We start from the raw sequence: 19,919 nt of genomic DNA on the forward strand, positions 1-19,919 counted from the left end.
CGGCATTTCCTAGGGGCGTTCTTATCGCCAAAGAGGCGGGAGATAACGATGGTTAAGACAGCTTTAACCGCCACCTTAAACAACATTATTCAAAATTTACCTACATACGGCAGAGTCCGTTAGAGTGACTAACTTGCGGTTGAATCCGCCACCAGGGATGAGGGATTCACCGACATCTTTGACATGATTCCCTGATTACCCGCGCGCTCTATCGCATTTAGGATTACCGCCCTCTGCGAAATGTGACGCAGCATTGTTGAGTTCGGTCCGACGTTTTTCTGCATTTTGGTTTGCTAGCCGGTTTCTAATCCGATTTTGCTATGGATTAAATCGGCAATGCCTATCGCTCGATTTTTTCTCTGAATAGCAACTGTCCATTCAGACTTTAGAGTTAATGGATAGCGCCGTTAAACAAACCGCAAGCACACGGCGAATGCATCAGCGTATTCGCCGCGTGCTCCGTCAGCGCAACTCCGAGGGGACGGACCGCTGCGGTTTGAAGTGAATAAAACGTGAAATTAAACGCCTTCGTTGGTGACCACCAGCGCAGGGACCTTCTGCGCCAAATTTCAGAATCAGCAGTAGCGGCGCGCCTACAACGGAATCGACCACTCTTATGAATCGCTCGCTACTTGCAACCACCATCGCCTCCTGTCTTGTCCTGACCGCATGTGGCGGCGGTGGCGGTGGCGGCAACGTCCGCAATGATCCGCCGCAGAGCACCGTGATTGCGCCGGCACCCACGCCGACCGCGCCCACTACGCCCACTACGCCCACCACTCCCACCACGCCCACCACTCCGGGCACTACGTCCGATCCGCTGCCCAAGACCGCGCCGGTTCCGACGCCTGCGCCTGCACGCTATCAAGGCGTCGGCAGCAATCTGCTGGTGCCGATCAATGCCGATCTGGCGCAACAGGCTGGTGCCCGGGGCCAGGGCGTGAAGCTGGCGGTGCTGGACGACAACCTGGTGCCGAGTTACGCGCCGATTGCCGGCAAGGTCGATGGCTTCAGCGATTACACCGCCAGCCCGGGCACGCCCGAGTCGTCGTCCAATGCGCTGCGCGGCCACGGCACGATTGTCTCGGCGCTGGTGCTGGGTTCGGCGCAGGACGGCTTTGCCGGTGGCGTGGCTCCGGATGCGGACCTGTTTTACGCACGTATCTGCGCCGAGAATTCCTGTGGCACCCAGCAGGCCCGCCGTGCTGCGGTGGATCTGGCGGCCTCCGGTGTGCGCATCGCCAACCTGTCGCTAGGCGCTTCGTATGCCGATGCCGCCGGCAGCGCGAACGCGGCAGCCGCCTGGCGGTTTGCACTGACACCATTGGTGCAGGCAGACGCACTGATCGTCGCCTCGACAGGCAACGAAGGCGCTGCCGAAGCCTCGTATCCGGCAGCGACGCCGGTGCAGGAAGCCAGCGTGCGCAACAATTGGTTGGCGGTGGGCGCGATCAATGTCGACAGTGCCGGCAATGCGGCCGGTCTGACCAGCTATTCCAATCATTGCGGCGCTGCGGCGCAGTGGTGCCTGGTGGCACCGGGCAGCTTCACCGCGCCGGCGCTGGCCGGCACCGAATTGCAGGGCCAGATCGCCGGCACCTCGTTCTCCACCGCTGCGGTCAGCGGCGTCGCAGCGCAAGTCCTGGGCGTGTATCCGTGGATGAGCGCGTCCAACCTGCAGCAGACCCTGCTGACCACCGCCACCGACCTGGGCGACCCGGGCGTGGATGCGCTGTATGGCTGGGGCTTGGTCAACGCAGCCAAAGCGATCAAGGGCCCGGGCCAGTTCGCCAGCGGCTGGGCGGCCAATGTGGGTGCGGGTTACGACAGCACCTTCAGCAACGACATTTCCGGCGCCGGCGGCCTGACCAAGAACGGTAGCGGCAAACTCACCCTGAGCGGCAACAATAGCTACACCGGCGGCACCACCATCGCTGATGGCGTGCTCGCGCTGTCCGGCAGCCTGCGCTCGGATCTTCTGGTAGCCAACTCGGCCACCTTCGAGTCGCGCGGCGGCGTGATCAACGGCGGCTACAGCCTGGTCAACAACACCGGCACCACCGCCATCGAATTGGGCAAGGGCCTGACCGTCACCGGCGTGGCCAGCCTGAAAGGCAATCTGCTGTTGCTGCCGGAAGCGGCCGGCTACACCGTGGGCAGCAGCGAGAAGATCGTCAAGGCCGGGGTCCTGCAAGGCACGTTCGACCGGGTGCAGTACGCCAACAATTTCTTCTGGACCGCATCGCTTGCCTACGACCCGACCACCGTCACCGCAACCCTGACCCGTAATGCGTCGGCTGCCAGCGCGCAGGCAGCCGGTGCGCCGCAGGCCGTGATCAACGGTGCCGCCCAGGCCGATGCGCTAGTCAAGGTACTGGACACCCGCGTGGCCTCCGGCGACACCGCAAACCTGGGTGGCCTGATCAGTGCCACCGGCTCGCTGCTGGCGGCATCCAATGCGCAGGTTGCCGCATCGCTGCCGACCCTGGCCGGCCAGGTGCACGGTATCGAGCGCACGCTGGGCTTCCAGTCGGCACTCAACGATGCGCGCGTTGCTGCCGATCGCCTGCCCTATCTGGCCGACACCACCACGCTGACCACCTGGATGCAGGGCAGCTATCTGGATGGCGATCTGAGCCGCAGCGGGTTCGCCTCGGCCGACTACACCCAGCAGGCCACCACCTTCGGTGTGGATCTGCCGCTGGGCAGTGCCGGCACGGTGGTGGGCGCGGCGGTGACCTCGGGCCAGGACCGCGCGCACATCGATGCATCGGCCAGCCGTCTGCGCTCGGACCGTTATGCGATGACCGCGTATCTGTACCAGCCCATCGGCCAGGCGTACGTGTCGGGCATTGGTTCGTATGGCATGAGCAATGTGGACACCGAGCGCAACGTGCAGGCCGGCAGCATCGGCGAGCGTCTTCAGGACCGTCGCCACGACACCAACTGGTCGCTGCGCGCGGAAGTGGGCCTGCTGCCGCATGCCGGGCTGTCGCCCTTCGTTGCTGCGGGTGTGGTCAGCCAGACCCAGGATGCCTTCAGCGAGGCGTCGGTGACCGGTCTGGGCCTGAGCGCCGGCAGCGACACCCTGCGCGCTGGCTACGGCGAGGTGGGCGTCCGCGGTCATCTGGCGCGCGGCAAGTTGGGCTTCGATGGTCTGGTCGCGTACCGCTCGTTGCTGGGCAACCCCAATGCCGACTTCACCGCCTGGTTCACCGGCTTGCCGGAAGCGCGCTTCAATGTGGCCGGGACACCGGTATCGAAGCAGGCCGTGCGCGCCTCGGTCGGCGTGCGTTACCAGGTCAACGACGCGTTTTCGCTGTACGGCAATGTGGGCGCCGAGCGTGGTCGTTCCGATTCCAACAGCATCAACGCCAATGTCGGTCTGCGCTGGCAGTTCTGATCCGGCGATGGCGGTGGTAACGCGACAGCATCCGCTGGACGCATAACGCCAGCGACGACGAAGGCCCCGGCATGCCGGGGCCTTCGTGCGTCTGTGCGTGTGGCAGCGCGACTGCCATAGCACGCGTAGCCGTGGGCTTGCACGCTACGAAGGCACTCCAGGCGATGTCACGGGCAGCAGAAAATGCTTGAAAAGCGCTACTTTTGATCGATGCGGGAATGCGGCAATGCACGCCACCGACGTGATCTGCAGTCGATCCCCGCCCATGCTCATCGGCCGCCACGCACATGGTTGCCGACGCGCTTGCGCTGGTCGAGACAGAGCGCAAGCCACGAGCAAACCGGTACCGATCGGTTACTTCATCGACGACGACGCGTCGATACGCACCCGCTCAAGCGGATCGGCACACAAAAAAAGCCCCAGCATGCCGGGGCTTTGTCGTTCACTGCATGGAGCCGATCAGAAACTCCAGCCCCAGGTCACCTGCCCGCCATACGCGGTCTGTCCATCGCCGTTGAGTCCTTGCAACGACAGCGACATGCGGCTGTTGGGCGAGGTGATCAGGCTGACGCCCAACTCACCGATGGCGGCATTCCTGGCCAGCGTGACGCTTTGCACTGCGAACTCCGCGCCAGTCCCGATGAAGCCCGCCGAGCGCTGCACGGCGCGATCGCCGAACGCATGCCGCCAACCCATCGAAGCATACAGCGCGGCCTGCCGACCAAGCTCCCAACGCCCGCGCACACCCAACGTGCTGGTGGTGAACGTGTCCGTGGCACTGTCGACGGTCAGCCCGGCGATCCCGCCGCGCTCGTCGAATCCATCGGTCTTCAGATGGGTGTAGTCGGCGGCAATGAACGGGCTGTACACCGCATTGCCGGTGTGCAGATTCCAGGAGGCTTCCAAAGACACCGTTACCGCAGTGGCGTCGTATTCGCTGGTGAGCCGTTCTTCGAGAACGCCGGGCAGCATCACCCGACGCGAGGCGTCCACGCTGTAGTCCGCATAATCCACGGCGCCCTGCAGCGAAAACGCGGACCAGTCGGCCTGCCCATACACACCGACGTGCGTGCCATCGATGTCGGCGCGGTCGCCCCACTCGCGCGACCAGCTTTCGATGTCCTGGCTGCCCACCGCCACACCGAGCACACTGCGCTCGCCGATGCGGCGTTCTGCACCGGCCATGATGCCGTTGTCTTCGCGGCGCACCGAAATCGCATTGGCATCGCCGTCGACGCGGTTGGGTAGGCTACGCCCGGTAATCCACACTGTGGTGTCGCCAATGCGGGTGTCCTGACTGTCGCCGCGCAGATGGCCGCCGATGCCGCTGGTGAGAAAGCGGCTGTCCAGCATGGCGGTCGCGGTGCTGGCATGGCTTTCGCCCGACAGCGACGCGAAGGCGGTGGCGATTGCCTGCGGGTCGTCCGGCAGACGTACCACGGCCTGATACACCGGGCTGGTCACCGGCAGGCCATCGACTGCGGCAGCAGTGGACTGCTGGTTGGGCGTGGTCACTGCATCCACCATGCCAACGGTATTGCGGCCCATCGATATCGACAGCGCCGTTGCAGTAGTGCTGACGTTGGGATCCATAAACGCGTAGTCGGACACGACGTTGGTGAATTGCCCGGTGAGCCCGCCGGCCGCGTTGATCACCGGAATCTCGGTGAACAATGGCAGGTCGACCGCACGCACCAATACCAACGTGCTGCCCGGTGCTAGCGTGGCCGCGCCGCCTACCGTCAAAGGCGTCACCGCACCGCCCGTACCGGGCGTGACCTGCACCGTGGAGCCAGGGCCCATGGTGGCGTTGCCAACCACACTGATCGTGCCGGTGGTGCCGCCCATGGCCAGGGTACCGCCGGCCGTGGTCAGGCTACCGATGCTGCCGCTGCCGGTCAGCGTGCCGCCCGGCCCCACCGTCACCGGCCCGCCGATGGCGGCGCCCGGATTGGCCGGGTTGCCCACGCTCAAGGTGCCTGCGGTGATGGTGGTCGGGCCGGTAAAGCCGCTGCTGTCTGCAGTGACCAGTAACGTGCCGACGCCGTCCTTGAGCAGGCTGCCGGTACCCGACAGCGTGCCAGCATAGGTGCCGTTGGCGTTCTGCGCGAACACCAACGCACTGTTGTTTGCGATGTTGCCCTGCAGGCTGTCGGTGTCGCCGATCAAGCTGCCCGCATTGATCGTGGTGCCGCCGAGATACGCGTTGACGCCATCCAGCGTGACCGCACCGCTGCCGTCCTTGATCAGCGCACCGCTACCGGTGATGTTGCCGGCAAAGGTGCCATCGCCAGCCTGGTCGAACACCAGCACTGCGTCGTTGAGGATGTTGCCTTGCAGGCTGGTGGTAGTGCCTTGCAGTGTGCCGCCGGTAATGGCGGTGCCACCGCTGTAGGTGTTGGCACGAGCAAGCCTGAGCACGCCGGCACCTCGCTTCACCAAGCTACCGGTGCCGCTGACAAGGCCGGTAAATGTGCCATCGGTGGCTTGTTCGAAGACCAGCGTGGCGTTGTTCACCACGTCGCCCTGCAGGCTGGTCGTGGTGCCGATCAAGCTGCCGGCACTCACCAACGTGCCGCCGGTGTAGCTATTGGCACCGGTCAGTTGCAGTGCGCCGCTGCCGGCCTTTTCCAGCGAGCCGGTCCCACTGACCACGCCGGCATACACCCCGCCGATGGCCTGGCTGAACACCAGTGCCGCGTTGTTGACGATATCGCCCTGCACGCTGGTGCTGTCGCCGATCAAGCTGCCGGCGGCAATGGTGGTGCCGCCGCTGTAGCCATTTGCGCCGTTGAGCAACAGCGCCCCGGCGCCGTCCTTGACCACGTTGCCGGTACCGGTGATCGAGCCGCTGAACACTCCGTTGGCTGCCTGATTGAAGACGACGGTGGCGTTGTCGACGATCGCGCCCTGCAAACTCGCGCTAGTGCCTGCCAACGTGCCGGCACCGACCGTGGTACCGCCGGTGTAACTGTTGCTGCCGTCCAGCGTCAGCGTGCCGGTGTTGGTCTTGATCAGTGCGCCGCTGCCGCCAATGGTGCCGGCCAGGGTCAGATCGGCCGGGTTGTCGACGGTGAGCGCGGCACCCAGATTGACCGCATTGCCCAACGCGGCAGCAATCGCATTGCTGAGCACCGAATCGCCGGTCACCGACAGCGTGCCGACACCCAGGGCGGTGTTGCTGCCTACAGCCAACGTGCCGGCGTTCAACACCGTGCCGCCCGCGTAACTGTTGTTGCCGTCGAGCGTGAGCGTGGTGGTGCCGTTCTTGATCAAGCCGCCCGCACCGCTGACCGGCCCGGACACGCTCAGGTCGTTGCTGCCGATGAGATTCAACGCACCATCCAGGATCACTGCATTGCCGACCGCCAACGCCTGGTTGCTATCGAGGCTGGTGCCCGCTGCTGCGGTCAACGCACCGGTGCCGAGCGCTTGTGCATCGCCCAGCACCAACGTGCCACCCCCTAGCGAGGTGCCGCCGGTGTAGCTGTTGGCTGCGTCGAGCACCAGGGTGCCGGTATCGAGTTTCTGCAATGCGCCTGCGCCGCCGATGGCGACATCGATCGTGCCGGTCATGCCGGGGTCGACGCGGATGATGGTGTTGGCGGCATTGGCGCTCAATGCACCGGCACCACCGTCGCTCAGCACATAGCCATCGGTGACGAACTGCATGCCGGTGATGCCCTGGGTGCCCTGCACGGCCACGGTCCCGGCAGTGCCGGCAAACACCGCGAAGCTGTTCTGCCAGGTGTCGTTGGTCAGGCCGTCGATCGATGTCCAGTTGGTGCCGCCGGCCGTCCATGCAGCGGTGCCGCCATCGATGCTGCCGTTGGCAACGGTTTGCGCACCATCCCAGAACTGCACGTTGCTGCCTGGGGCCAACACCACCACGTTGACCTGCTGGGCCAGTGCGGTCTGCAGTGTCAGCTGAGTCGGGTCCACGGTGCCGGGCAGCGTACCGATGCCAAGGCCGTTGTTGGTCAACGCCCCGCTGTAGTCGATCAGGCGATACACACCGGTGCCGAAGCCGCCGATGTCGGTGATGTTGAGCGTGCCATCCAGCGTGAGGTCGCCGTTGACCTGCAGCACCCCCGTCAGACTCGGGATGCCCAGGAATGCATCGAGCGTGGCGTTGGGCGCCATGCTCAAACTGCCGGTGGTCAGCAATGCACCACTGCTCACCACCAGACGGCCGCCATCGTTGACAGTGACCGCCGCATCGACCAGGCCACTGCCGCTCAAGCTGCCGCCCGCGCCAACGCTCAGGCCACCGGCGCTGGCCAGCGTGCCATCCACATCCAGCGTGCCACCGAGCACCTGCGTGGTGCCGCCCAGCGCGCTGGTGCCGGTGAGCTGCAACGTGCCGCTGCCCACCTTGTCCAGGTTGCCGGCGCCACTCAAGCTGCCGGCAAACGTACTGCCGACATTGTTGACGCCCAGCTGCAGCGTGTTGCCACCGAGGATGTCGACCGCACCCAGCCCGGTCACCGCGCCCAGCGCTGCATTGCTGCCCAACGACAGCCCGGCACCCGCGGCGATATCCACCGCGCTGGTGGCGCCCAGGTTGCCGGTGGCAGCGGTAGCCAGCACACCGGCCTGCACCGCCACCGGGCCGCTGAAGCTGTTGGCGCCGGACAAGGTAAAGGTGCCCAGCCCGGTCTTGGTGAGCGCACCGGTGCCACTGAGCGTGCCGGTCAGTGCCAGATCCGCGGCACTGGCGATGGTCAGATCCGCACCCAGGTTGACGCTGTTGCCCAGCGCCAGTGCGATCGCATTGCTCAAGGTGGAATTACCCAACACCGACAAGCTGCCGACACCCAGGGCGCTGTTGCTACCCACCGCCAATGTGCCCGCATTCAATACCGTGCCGCCCGCGTAGCTGTTGTTGCCGTCGAGCGTGAGCGTGCTGGTGCCGTTCTTGATCAAGCCGCCCGCACCGCTGACCGGCCCGGACACGCTCAGATCGTTGCTACCGACGAGATTCAGCGCACCATCCAGGACGACCGCATTGCCGACCGCCAACGCCTGGTTGCTATCGAGGCTGGTGCCCGCTGCTGCGGTCAACGCGCCGGTACCGAGCGCTTGTGCATCGCCCAGCACCAGCGTGCCGCCACTGAGCGAGGTGCCGCCGGTGTAGCTATTGGCTGCGTCGAGCACCAGGGTGCCGGTGTCGAGTTTCTGCACGCCACCGATGCCGGAGATGTCCACATCGATCGTGGCGGTGGCGCCGGGGTCGACGCGGATTGCGGTGAGGGGGCTGGTCACCGCCAGCGTGCTCGCACCGGCATCGTTCAGCACGTAGCCATCGCTCGCAAACTGCAGGCCGCCGATGGTTTGCGTGCCCTGCACGACAACCGTGCCGGCCGTGCCGGAGAACACTGCAAAATCGCCCTGCCAGGTGCTGTTGGCGGAGCCGTCCTGGCCAGTCCAGTTGGTGGCAGTGCCCCATACCCCCGAGCCGCCATCGACGGTGCCATTGGCGGTGGTCTGCACGCCGTCCCAGAACTGCACGATGCTGCCCGGTGCCGCGACCACCAGATTGATCTGCTGGCCGATCGCGGTCTGCAATGCCAATTGGCTGATATCGACGCTACCGGGAATGCTGCCGAACAGCACGCCGTTGTTGGTCAGCACACCGGTGTAATCGATCAACCGATACACACCGGAACCGAAGCCGCCGATGTCGATGACATTGAGTGTGCCTTCCAGGGTGAGATTGCCGTTGACCGCAAGCAGGCGCGTAGTGCTCGGCGCCGCAAGCGACACGTCCATCACCGCGCCCGGTGCCAAGGTCAGCCCGCCCATGCTGAGCGACGCACCGCTGCTCAATGCCAGCCGGCCGCCATTACCGATGGTCACATCGCTACCGATGCTGCCGCTTGGGCCGGTACCAGTGAGCGTGCCGCCAGTTGCCACGTTCAACGCGCTCGTACCCAGGCTGCCCACCACGTCCAGGATGCCGCCGCTCACCTGCGTGGTGCCGCCGATCAGGCTGGTGCCGAGCAGGTTCACGGTGCCCGGGCCGACCTTGTCCAGATTACCGCCACCGCCCAGGCTGCCGGCGAAGTTACCGCTGCCCAGCTGCAAGGTGGCGCCGGCATCGGTATCGACGTTCCCCGCACCGGTGAGTGCATTGATCAGGCCACCGTTGGTCAGGTTCAACACCGCACCGGCTGCCACATCCACGTTACTTGCATTACCGAGCGATGCGGCCGTGCTGGCCACCACGGTGCCGGCCTGGATCGCTAGCGGGCCGGTATAGGTATTGCTGCCGCTCAGCGTCAAGGTACCGAGGCCGGTCTTGGTCAGCGCGCCCGCGCCGCTGATGGTGCCGCTGGCCAGCATGTCCGCCGTGTTGTCGACGGTGAGCGCTGCACCCAGATCGATGCCATTGCTCAAGGCCACCGCGATGGCGTTGCTCAGCACCGAATCGCCAGTGACCGACAAGCTGCCGGTGCCGAGTGCGTTATCGGCCCCCACCGCAATCGTGCCGGCGTTGAGCGTGGTACCCCCGCTGTAGCTGTTGCTGCCATTGAGCGACACGGTGGTGGTGCCGTTCTTGACTAGGCTGCCGGTGCCGCTGATGGTGCCGTTCAAGCCCAGGTCGTTGCTGCCGATCAGCGAAAGCTGGCTGTTCAATTGCACGCTATTGCCGACAGCCAGCGCAGTGTTGGCATCCAGTTCGGTGGCGCCACTGACCACCAGGCCGCCCACGCCCAAGGCTGCAGCGTTGCCAAGCACCAGGCGGCCGGCGTCCAGCGTGACGCCGCCACTGAAGGTGTTGGCGTTGCCCAGGGTCAATGTTGTCGTGCCTTGTTTAGCGAGACTACCGGCGCCGCTGATCACACCGTCCAGCGTGATGTCCTGCGTGCCGGGCAGCGTCAATGCGCCGTTCAAGGCAAGTGCATTGGCCAGCGTCACCGCTGTGGTGGCATCGAGCGTTGTGCCGCCCGCGGCGGTGAGCGTGCCGGCACCCAAGGCGGTGTTGCTGCCAACCACCAACCCGCCGGATTGCAGCTGCAACCCGCCGCTCCAGGTGTTGTTGCCGGTGAGCGTGAGCGTCTGCGTGCCGCTTTTGATCAGGCTTCCCGCACCATCGATCACACCAGTGAGCGTGAGCGCCTGGCCGTCGATGCCGAGCGCGCCATTCACCGTGAAGGCATTTTGCAAGGTCGCGGCGATGGCGGCGCTGAGCAGCGTGCCATCGGCCGCGATGAGCGCGCCGCTCCCGAGCGCCGTGTCACTGCCGACGATCAGCGAACCGGCATTCAACAGCGTGCCGCCGGCATAACCATTGTTGCCGGTCAGCGTCAACGCGCCGGTGCCCTGCTTGATCAGGCTGCCCGCACCGCTCACCGTGCCGGTCAGATCGAGCGCGTTGTTGCCGGTCAGCGACAGCGCACCGTTCAATACGACGTCATTGCCCACTGTCACTGCAGTGGTCGCCTGCAACTGCGTGCCGTTGGCAGCGGTCAACACGCCGCTTCCCAATGCCGCGCCGCTGTCGATCAACAAGGCGCCTGCATTGAGATCCACACCGCCGGCAAAGGTGTTGGCGCCGGTCAGCGTCAGCGCCGCGCCGCCATTCTTCACCAAACCGCCGGCGCCGCTGACGCCGCCATTGAGCGCAAGGTCCTGGCTGCCGCCAAGCTGCAGATCGGCATTCAGCACGACGTCGTTGGCGAGCACGCGCGCAGCGGTGCTATCGAGCAGGCCGCCGGCAACGGTGAGGCTGCCTGTACCCAGTGCGGCATCGCTGCCAAGCACCAGGCTGCCCGCAGTCAGCAGCGTGCCGCCGGTGTAGGTGTTGTTTCCCGCCAGGGTCAGGCTGGCGGGGCCGAGTTTGTCCAGACTTCCGACACCGCTGATGCCGCCATTGAGCGTCAGCGCGTTGCTGCCGCCGATGCTGACCAAACCCGTCAGCGCGATGGCGTTGGCAAGCGTGCTGACCGCGACGTTATCCAGCGTGGTGCCGGCTGCTGCGGTCAATGCGCCCACACCCAACGCTGTGTCGCTGCCGACGACAAGCCTGCCCGCGCTCAGCGATGTGCCACCGGTGTAGAGATTGTTGCCAGTGAGGGTGAGATCGCCGCTCCCGGATTTGACCAGGCTGCCGGCACCGCTGATGCCGCCACCCAGCGTCAGCGCCTGCGTGCCATTGAGCGTCAATGCACTGGTGTTCAATGCGATTGCATTGGTCAACGTGGTGGGCGTGGTGCCCTGCAGATTGGCGTTGCCGGTCAAGCTCAGCGCACCGGTGCCGAGCGCACCGTTATTGGTCACCTGCAAGGTGCCGCCGGCAAGCGTGGTGCCACCGCTATAGGTGTTCAAACCGCCCAAGGTGAGCGTGCCGGTGCCGAGCTTGCTCAACGCACCGGTGCCGCTGATCGCACCACTCAAATTCAGCGCGGTGCCATTGCTGGCCACGCCCAGCGTGCCGGTGAGCGCAAGCGCATTACCCAACGTCGCTGCAGTGCTTGCATCAAGCACACCGCCGCTGGCGGTCAAGGTGCCGGTGCCTAATGCGGCGTTGGAGCCGACCACCAAGCGCCCGGTGCTCAGCGTGGTGCCACCGGTATAGCCATTGATATTGGTCAGCGTGAGATCGCCTGCACCGCTCTTGATCAGGCTACCGCTGCCGTTGATGGCGCCACCAAGGGTGAGCGCCTGCGCGCCGGTCCAGGTCAATGGCCCGGAAAGATTGACCGCATTGGTGACCGCCAACGGTGCGCTGGTGCTGAGACTGGAGGCGCCGGTGACATTCAACGCGCCGGTGCCCAGTGCGGACGCAGTCCCCAATTGCAGGGTGCCCGCTGCCAGCGTTGTGCCGCCGCTATAGGTGTTGGCGCCGTTGAGCGCCAGTGTGCCGGTGCCGGTCTTGTTGAGACCGCCGGTGCCGGCAAGCACACCGGTCAAGGTGAGTGCATTGCCGCTGGCACCCAGGCCCAGCGTGGTGTTGAGTGCAAACGCATTGCTCAAGGTCAACGGTGCAGTGGTGTCCAGCAGACCGCCTGCTGCAGTGACGGTGCCGGTGCCGAGCGCGCCGGAGGTTTCCAGCACCGTGCTGCCCGCGCTCAGCGTGGTGCCGCCGGAATAGGTATTGGCGCCGCCAAGCGTAAGCGTGCCGGTGCCGGTCTTGTTGAGTGCACCGACGCCGCTGACCACACCGCCGAGCCGCACGGCATTGGTCCCGCCAATGCCCAAGTTACTGTTCAACACAAAGGCGTTGGCCAGGTTGAGGGCGGCACCGGCCAGCAGGCTGCCACCGGACGCTGTGACGGTGCCTGTTCCCAAGGCAGCGCTATTGCCTGCGGTCAGCGCGCCTCCGCTCAAATTCACGCCGCCGCTGAAAGTATTGCTGCCGGTCAGATTCAATCCGCCGGTGCCGGTCTTGGTCAATGCACCCGTGCCTGTCAGCGTGCTGCCGATGGTCAGCGCATTGGCGCCCTGCACCGTCAAACCGCCCGCCGCGATCGCAATACCGCCGGCCGGTGCCAGCGTCAAGCCGGCAGCGGTGGCTTCGAGCGTGCCGCCGTTGGCGGTGATCGCCGTGCCCAACTGTGCGGGTATCGCAAATTGCAGGACACCGCCATTGAGTGCGCTGCTGCCAAAGTTGCTTGCGCCGCCCAGCGTCCAGGTCCCGCTGTTGACGCGCAGACTGCCGAAATTGATGTACTGATCGGTGCTTGCCGCGCCGACACCGGTAATGCCGCTACCGGTTCCTGTCGCGGAATTCTGCAGGATCAGCGTATTGGTTCCGCCCGCACCGCCATCCACCACGCCGGCACGTGCAAAGCTCAGCAAGCCGCCTGGACCAAGCAATTCCAGTCCGAGTCCGCCAGCGCTGTTGATGCTTCCGCCCGTCACTGCGGTGAAGGTATTGGTGCTGTTGGCACCCATCGACACGCTGCCGTTGATGGTGCCGGAATTGACGAAGCTGTTGCCGGTAGCCGAGCTCTGAAAGCCGACGCGTCCATCGATGGTGCCGGTATTGACCGCATTGACGGTGCCGCCGCCACTGACGGCAATCACCGGCGTGTCGGCAGCCAGTACCGAGAGATTAAGCAGCGGCCGGCTGCTGATCGCGCCGGCATTGTTGATCTGCACGACGCCATTGCTGGCAGAGGTCAGGCCCAACGCCATTCCATCGAGATTGAGCAGATTGGCGCCCAGCAACCCGCCGGTCCCGTAGATGGTGCCGCCGGACAGATTGTTGGCAACCACCGATGTCGAACTTGCGTTGCCCATGGTGACGCCGGTACTCAACACCGACAGCAAGCCCAGCACGGACGGGTCGATGCTGCCGCTGTTGTTGAGCGTTGCATTGGTACCGCTGAGCGCGATGGCGGTACCGCCCAGCAGGCCCGCCGTCATCTCCGCGCCGACGGAGACATTGACGGTTAGGTTATTGGCGCTGCTGGCAAAACTGTTGCTAGTGAACGGCACAGCGGTGCAGGTGACGATCGCCCCAGCGGTGGGCGACGCGGGCGTGCACGCAGCCCAGGCCAATGCGGGAGCGGCGGCCCCCACCGCCAGAACCACCAGGCTGGGCAATGCACGGCGCGTCGCTCCGGGCTTACGTCGACGCCGCACCAGTTCGTGCGTCACGACCCAATTGCCAATGGCTGCGTTCCACACCAGCGCAAATGCACGATTCATTCTGATTCCCCTGATTGCCTGCGATAGATCAGCGCACACACATGCGCGCGCCTTCGAAAGACGAAAGTGGATGTAGCGGTCCGATGGATTTGAAGCGTGACCCGCTTCAAATCAGATGCCTAAGGATGAGAGCGATTAATACCAATCCCTGGTAAACATGGCGTCCAAATTAATAGGTGATTCACCGGAACTTAACTGTGATGAATATCACTAACTATAAACTCATCCGTTACACAGGCATAAACTGTCGACCTGTTTACTTGCGTCCGCTTGAAATACAGATGAAGCCGCTATTCGGCAGTGGAAAACGCCCTGATAGCAGGCGCTACGGGCCAAATTCCACATTTCATTGGATGCGCATACATCAATCAATTGGTTGAGTCCGCAGTATCAAGCGAACTGGTGCGGAACGAATTGCGCGACAGCGGGCCGAACCATATAAACAGGCACGACACAGCTATTCCGTGCTGCGGAAAAACGTAGTCGGCAATAGCGAAATTCCTGAGCCCGCTTGGATCGATAAAACCAATCAGCCGTCGACGCTGGGCATGGAATGCGGTATTTGTACAAGCCAAGGCTTAAAGTGAGAACGGCAGCCCTTGTCAACTATTGTTGTGCTTGCTCACCGACATGAACGCTTTCGAGGGCAGCATGGTCCCGCTCGTCACTCGTCGACGACTTCGATTTGTTTCTAGTTAGCTCTGCAGTGTGTGATCTTCAACACGGACCCTGACGACATGACGCTTGCTTCGGGAGACAAATCGCCAGAACGCCAATTCGACTGGTCCGGCGTGCCAATCGATCTCGGCGGGATGGAGCCGCTCGAACAGATCGCTCGCCTGCTCTGCCATGCGCTGGTCGCGCCGGCGGCGGCACTGACCATTACCGAGGCCGGCCGCATGCGGGTGCTGGCGGCGCGCGGGATCAGCACCACCCAGGTCGAACAAGCTATCGCGCTGTGTCAACGCGCACCGGCCGCTGCCAATGGTGTGACGGAGTTGATCGAACACGCCGCTCTCGCGCCGATTCAATTGGGCGATGCGGCGTTTCCCGGACTGCCAGCACGCTTTATTGCCTGCGTGCCGGTCGGTGCGCCGCAGGCCGGCATCACCGGCACGTTATGCGTGATCGACACGCGCGAGCGCCGCCTCGCCAGCCAGGAACATCAGCAGCTACTGATGTTTGCCAATGTGACGGCAGCGCAGCTGGAGCTGCAGTTCGGCGCGGGCCGGCGTGAGCCGCACAGCGGTCTGCTCAACGCGCGGCAGCTGCAATCGGATCTGGATGCCCTGGCCTTCGGCAGCCACAGCGTGCCGACCATTGCGGCCTTTATCGAGGTCTACGACACACAGGCGGCCAACGAGGCGCGCCAGGCCCTGGGCATGCAGCCGCTGGAAGAGCTGATCCGTCACGCCAGCTATGTGCTGACCCGCGCCCTGCGCGGCAAGGCCACCGTCTATCACGTTGCGTCGATGCGTTTCGCGTTTTTTCTGCTCAACTCGGCGCCCGACGAAATGGAAGACCTGTTGCTGGATTTACGCGACATGCTGCACAAGCCTGTGGATGCCGCCGGGGTGCCGATGTCGCTGACCTTCCATGCCGGCGTGGTGCGCTTTGCACCGCAACAGCCAGACACCAACGATGTGATGCGCAAGGGCCTGGTGTCGCTGGGCGATGCCATCGGCAACAACGCGGTGGTGTGCTGGTATAGCGCCTCGCAGGACGATGCCATCCAGCGTTCGTATCGGCTGGCGCTGGATGCGGAAAAGGCGCTGGACGCCGGCGATTTCCGCTTGGTATTCCAGCCGCGTATCGACCTGCAGGATCTGTCGGTCATCGGGTTCGAAGCGCTGCTGCGATGGCGGCATGCCAGCCTGGGCCCGATCGGCCCGGACGAGTTCATTCCGTTGTTCGAAAAGACCGCTTTGATGTGCACGGTCACCAACTGGGTGATCGAAAGTGCGTTGCTGCAACTGGCGCAATGGCGAGCGCAAGGCCTGGATTTTTCCATCTCGATCAATCTGTCCTCGCGCGATTTCGGCAACATCAATCTGGCCGCCGACGTGATCGATCGCTGCAAGGACCTGGCCATCCCCACCGAGCGGATCGAGCTGGAAATCACCGAGGGCCGCTGGTTGCGCAGCAACGTCGAGGCGATCCCGCGCCTGCGCGCACTGCGCGACGCTGGCGTCAGCGTCGCCATCGACGATTTCGGCACCGGCTACAGCAATTTCGGTTACCTCACCGAATTGCCGGTCAATGTACTCAAGCTGGACCGTTCGCTGGTCACCGGCATTACCAACAAGGCCGGCATGCAGATGCGCGCAGAAGCGGTGGTGCGACTGGCCAGCGCGCTGGGCTATCGCACCGTTGCCGAAGGCATCGAGCATGCCGACGAAATTGCGTTACTGCGCAGCTGGGGCTGCGATGAAGCACAGGGATATTTGCTGTCCAGGCCGATGGAAGCGCAATTGGTTGCGGCGTATGTGCAGGACGCCAGGGCGCAGCAACGCCTGCCATGAGACAACGCCGCGTGATTGCGCTGGGTCGCATGCCGATCGGGACCGCCTGTTCGCCTGCAGCAGGCAGCTGCGAAGCGCGCCACAAGCCCGCGCTCACTTTGCGGTTTGCGTGTTTTCACACCTCCGACAGCGCGTACTCCAGCGCCGCACAAATCGCCGCCACCTGTGCAGCGTTGCACTGCTGCGGCGTGGCGCGTGGGCTGTCCGGATACACCTCGGTGGTGGTGCGATATCGCGCATCGGTGACGCCGGCGCACAGGCCCAGGCGTCGCACCGGATAATTGATCACGCCATGACCGGTGACCGGTGCACCGATGATCTGCCCCTGCGCATCGGCCGGTGCGATATGCGCGACCCGCTCCACCGCCGCGATCACCGCCTGCTGAAAAGCGGGCTGCGGGTCTTCGCTATCGCCGACCAGATAGAACCCGTCCGGAATGCTGCCAGCCACGAACGGCAGGCCATCGCGCGCCGCCAGCGCAGGACGGAACTCGCTTTCATCGCTGTCGGTGGTTTCGTGCAGGTCGATATGCACCAGCATCGTGCCACCGGTGGCGGCGACGAGCTGCATCAAGGCCGCCGACTCTGCGGCTGGACTGTTGGCGCGAAATGAGCGGTTCGGATCGACCGCGTTCGCGTTCCAGCGCTGGATCCGCTCATAGCCCCACGGATTGACACATGGCGCCACCAGCAGGTTGACCCTGCCCGCATACTCTGCAGCGCGTTGCTGCAGAAACAGCAGTGCGCCTTGCACGCCACTGGTTTCGTAGCCGTGCACGCCGCCAGTCACCAATGCGCACGGCAGCGTGTTGTCCCACGCGGCACTGCGCAATGCCAGCAGCGGGTAATGCGCAGAGTCTGCCTCGATGGTGCCGTAGTGCACGCGTTGATAACGCTCATCCAGTGCATCGACGACCTGCACGACTTCGGCGGCGTAACTGCGCCGCATTAGTTGATGTGCGCGCCATGCATTGCGTTCGCCATCGCCCCACGGCTGGCCAGGAGTACCGATCGGATAATCGAGCTGCGTTGTCATGAGCGAGCCGCGTTGCCAAAGAGCGTTCAAGGGTAAGCGCTCGCCGCGCAGAAATAAAAAGCCCCGTAGTGCGGGGCTCTCGTGGGGCCGACTGTATTGGCGCCGGTCGCTTACTTCTTGGCCGTCACACCTGGGGTGGCGTCGCGCACCAAGAAGCCCTCGGTCAACTCGCGTAGATGTGCGAGCAGCCAGTCGGCCATGGCCTGCTCCTGCGGCAAGATCTGCTCGCAGACGCGCCGCGTCTCCACATCGCCCACCGTCTTGGCCGCGCCCAGTCGCGCGGTATCCGTGGCGATCTCAAGATTCTCGAACACGTCGCCGGCCATTGCGCCCTTGACGGGGTTCAGCCGACATACGTGTAAAAATGACTCGCAGAATCCGATTTCTTTTGTGAAAACATGAAGTTGCCAGACAAAACGGCGCTTCCATCGGCTCATCCACCACCTCGTCCCTTTCGAGGCTCGGCACGCTGCAACTGTCTTGCGGCGAGCTGTTTGGCTTAAGAGCGGCTAACAAAACCCTTGAATCTTGTCTCGCTGGTGGCAAAATTGCGTACATGACAGGTCGCAAAGAGATCCCCATTGCGCTGTGGAAGCGCATCGAGCCACTGATTCCGCACGTGAAACGTTCGCCCAAAGGTGGACGGCCGCGTATCAGTGATCAACAAGCCCTCAACGGCATCGTCTATGTCTTGCGTACGGGCATTCCCTGGGAAGACCTACCCATCGAGCTCGGCTATGGCAGCGGCATGACCTGCTGGCGCCGGTTGCGCGATTGGCAGGCTGCCGGTGTGTGGCACCGTCTGCATCAGGTGCTGCTGGTCGAGTTACGTCGCGCCGAGCGGCTGGATCTGAGCCGAGCGAGTCTGGACGCGGCCAGTGTGGCCTCCCCCCGGGGGGCGCGTACACCGGCCCGAACCCGACCGATCGTGGAAAACTCGGCAGCAAACGGNCGGCAGCAAACGGCATTTGATCGTCGACCGCAACGGCGTGCCCTTGGCGGTGTGTGTCACCGGGGCCCATCGGCACGACTCGGTGGTGTTTGAGGAGCTGGTCGACGCCTTGCCGCACATCTGCGGAAAACCAGGGCGTCCGCGACGCTGGCCCGGCAAGCTGCATGCCGACAAGGCCTACGACATCCAACGGTGTCGCACCTTCCTCAAACGGCGCGGCATCCGTGCGCGGATTGCACGCAAGGGGATCGAGCGCAACGACCGCTTGGGCCGTTATCGCTGGGTCGTCGAACGCACCCATGCCTGGTTCGCAGGCATGGGGAAGCTGCGCATCCGCTTCGAACGCCGCATCGATCTCCACCTGGCGTTGCTCTCGCTTGCTTGCTCCATCATCTGCTTACGGCTTCTTCCTGGGTTTTGTTAGCGGCTCTAAATCACGCCGCCCCCTGGCGGCGCGGCTTGTTACCAACACGAAGTGCGCCCAGTTACAGCGCCTGCGCTGCGCAGGACGAACTGTAACTGACAGGCCGCACACCCATGCCTGGCGCTCCAACGGGGCGGTATGCCGTGGACTCGCAAAGCCTGCCGTCAAAGTGTGTAAGGGTCCGGCCCCCACGGTTGGCTCCTCAGGTTTGGTGTTGAGATATCGGTCTCCTTTAGATGAAACCGCTCCAGACGCTTTACGAACTGGCGGCTCTCGTCCTTCGAGGCCACCCGCAGAAAATCTATTGCGCGCTGTAGATAGACAAGCCGCTTCTGCTCCAGTGAGGTGCTTAATCGTCGAGGTTCAATCACCTTCGGGTCGACGGTTCCGCGAAGGCCGCGCTGATCCATTTCAAGGATTACGAAAGGCCATGGATGACGCTCCGACGCGTGTCGGCTATATCGGTCACCGATCATTTCGCCTCGGGTGTTAATGGCTGCCGCCGCAGAACCCGGCTGATTGGCCTCCGCCCATTGACCAAGTGTGCCGCTGGACTGCGAATGCTTGAAGAATTGTGCGGGCAATAGCGGCTTCCCGTCGATCATGCGGATGCCGCCATCACCGACCGCTGCTATGGGGATTTCGTTGCCGCTCCAATCCTCGAACGCGTCACCATTGACGTTCCGATGGTGGAGGTCATCCATGAGCGTCTGTTGCTCTGCTGCTTTGGACGTAGCCGACAGCGCGAAGATCTTGCATCCCGTCTGCGCCTTCTGGGTACTCAAGCAGAGCAACGTTGTCTTCGCTTTGGATGGCAGCATCTCCTTGAGTGCTGGAAGTACATCCTGGCGATATTGGGCAACCCGGTCGGGATCTTAGGTATCCCCACGTTTTTAAGGTACCAGGCTCATCTGCTCGCGCAC

At 64.0% G+C, this 19,919-nt stretch carries 4 protein-coding genes and 4 pseudogenes; 4 read left to right on the forward strand and 4 right to left on the reverse strand.

The features are described 5' to 3' along the window. Window positions 1-616: 616 nt before the first annotated feature. Window positions 617-3,403, forward strand: coding sequence for a S8 family serine peptidase (locus tag XdyCFBP7245_RS17580; protein WP_104616800.1), 2,787 nt, complete (start codon window positions 617-619; stop codon window positions 3,401-3,403). A gap of 459 nt (window positions 3,404-3,862) precedes the next feature. Here XdyCFBP7245_RS17580 and XdyCFBP7245_RS17585 read toward each other — a convergent pair whose 3' ends face one another. Continuing rightward, the gene (locus XdyCFBP7245_RS17585) at window positions 3,863-14,062 is read right to left on the reverse strand and encodes an autotransporter-associated beta strand repeat-containing protein (protein ID WP_104616801.1); all 10,200 of its coding nucleotides are present in this window, start codon (window positions 14,060-14,062) and stop codon (window positions 3,863-3,865) included. Window positions 14,063-14,772: 710 nt separating this feature from the next. On the opposite strand from XdyCFBP7245_RS17585, the gene XdyCFBP7245_RS17590 reads away from it, so the two are divergent. Next, on the forward strand, window positions 14,773-16,584 hold the full coding sequence (locus XdyCFBP7245_RS17590; RefSeq protein WP_104616802.1) for an EAL domain-containing protein: 1,812 nt from the start codon (window positions 14,773-14,775) through the stop codon (window positions 16,582-16,584). A 115-nt stretch (window positions 16,585-16,699) separates the two neighbouring features. Here the strand turns inward: XdyCFBP7245_RS17590 and XdyCFBP7245_RS17595 are convergent, their stop codons facing one another. Further along, window positions 16,700-17,620 carry a M14 family metallopeptidase gene (locus XdyCFBP7245_RS17595; protein ID WP_104616803.1) on the reverse strand — a complete coding sequence of 307 codons (921 nt, stop codon included), beginning with the start codon at window positions 17,618-17,620 and terminating at the stop codon, window positions 16,700-16,702. A 110-nt stretch (window positions 17,621-17,730) separates the two neighbouring features. Then, a pseudogene (locus XdyCFBP7245_RS17600) lies at window positions 17,731-17,958 on the reverse strand (DUF892 family protein); the annotation flags it as partial. Between the two features lie 281 nt (window positions 17,959-18,239). Here XdyCFBP7245_RS17600 and XdyCFBP7245_RS24560 point away from each other — a divergent pair. Beyond that, window positions 18,240-18,571: pseudogene (locus tag XdyCFBP7245_RS24560) on the forward strand (transposase); the annotation flags it as partial. A 1-nt stretch (window position 18,572) separates the two neighbouring features. Continuing rightward, a pseudogene (locus XdyCFBP7245_RS24565) lies at window positions 18,573-18,996 on the forward strand (IS5 family transposase); the annotation flags it as partial. 164 nt (window positions 18,997-19,160) lie between these two features. Here XdyCFBP7245_RS24565 and XdyCFBP7245_RS17610 read toward each other — a convergent pair. Next, window positions 19,161-19,826: pseudogene (locus XdyCFBP7245_RS17610) on the reverse strand (YopJ family acetyltransferase); the annotation flags it as partial. Window positions 19,827-19,919: the final 93 nt, after the last annotated feature.

Origin of the sequence: Xanthomonas dyei, from assembly GCF_002939865.1 — a bacterium.
Taxonomy (GTDB): Bacteria; Pseudomonadota; Gammaproteobacteria; order Xanthomonadales; family Xanthomonadaceae; genus Xanthomonas; species Xanthomonas dyei.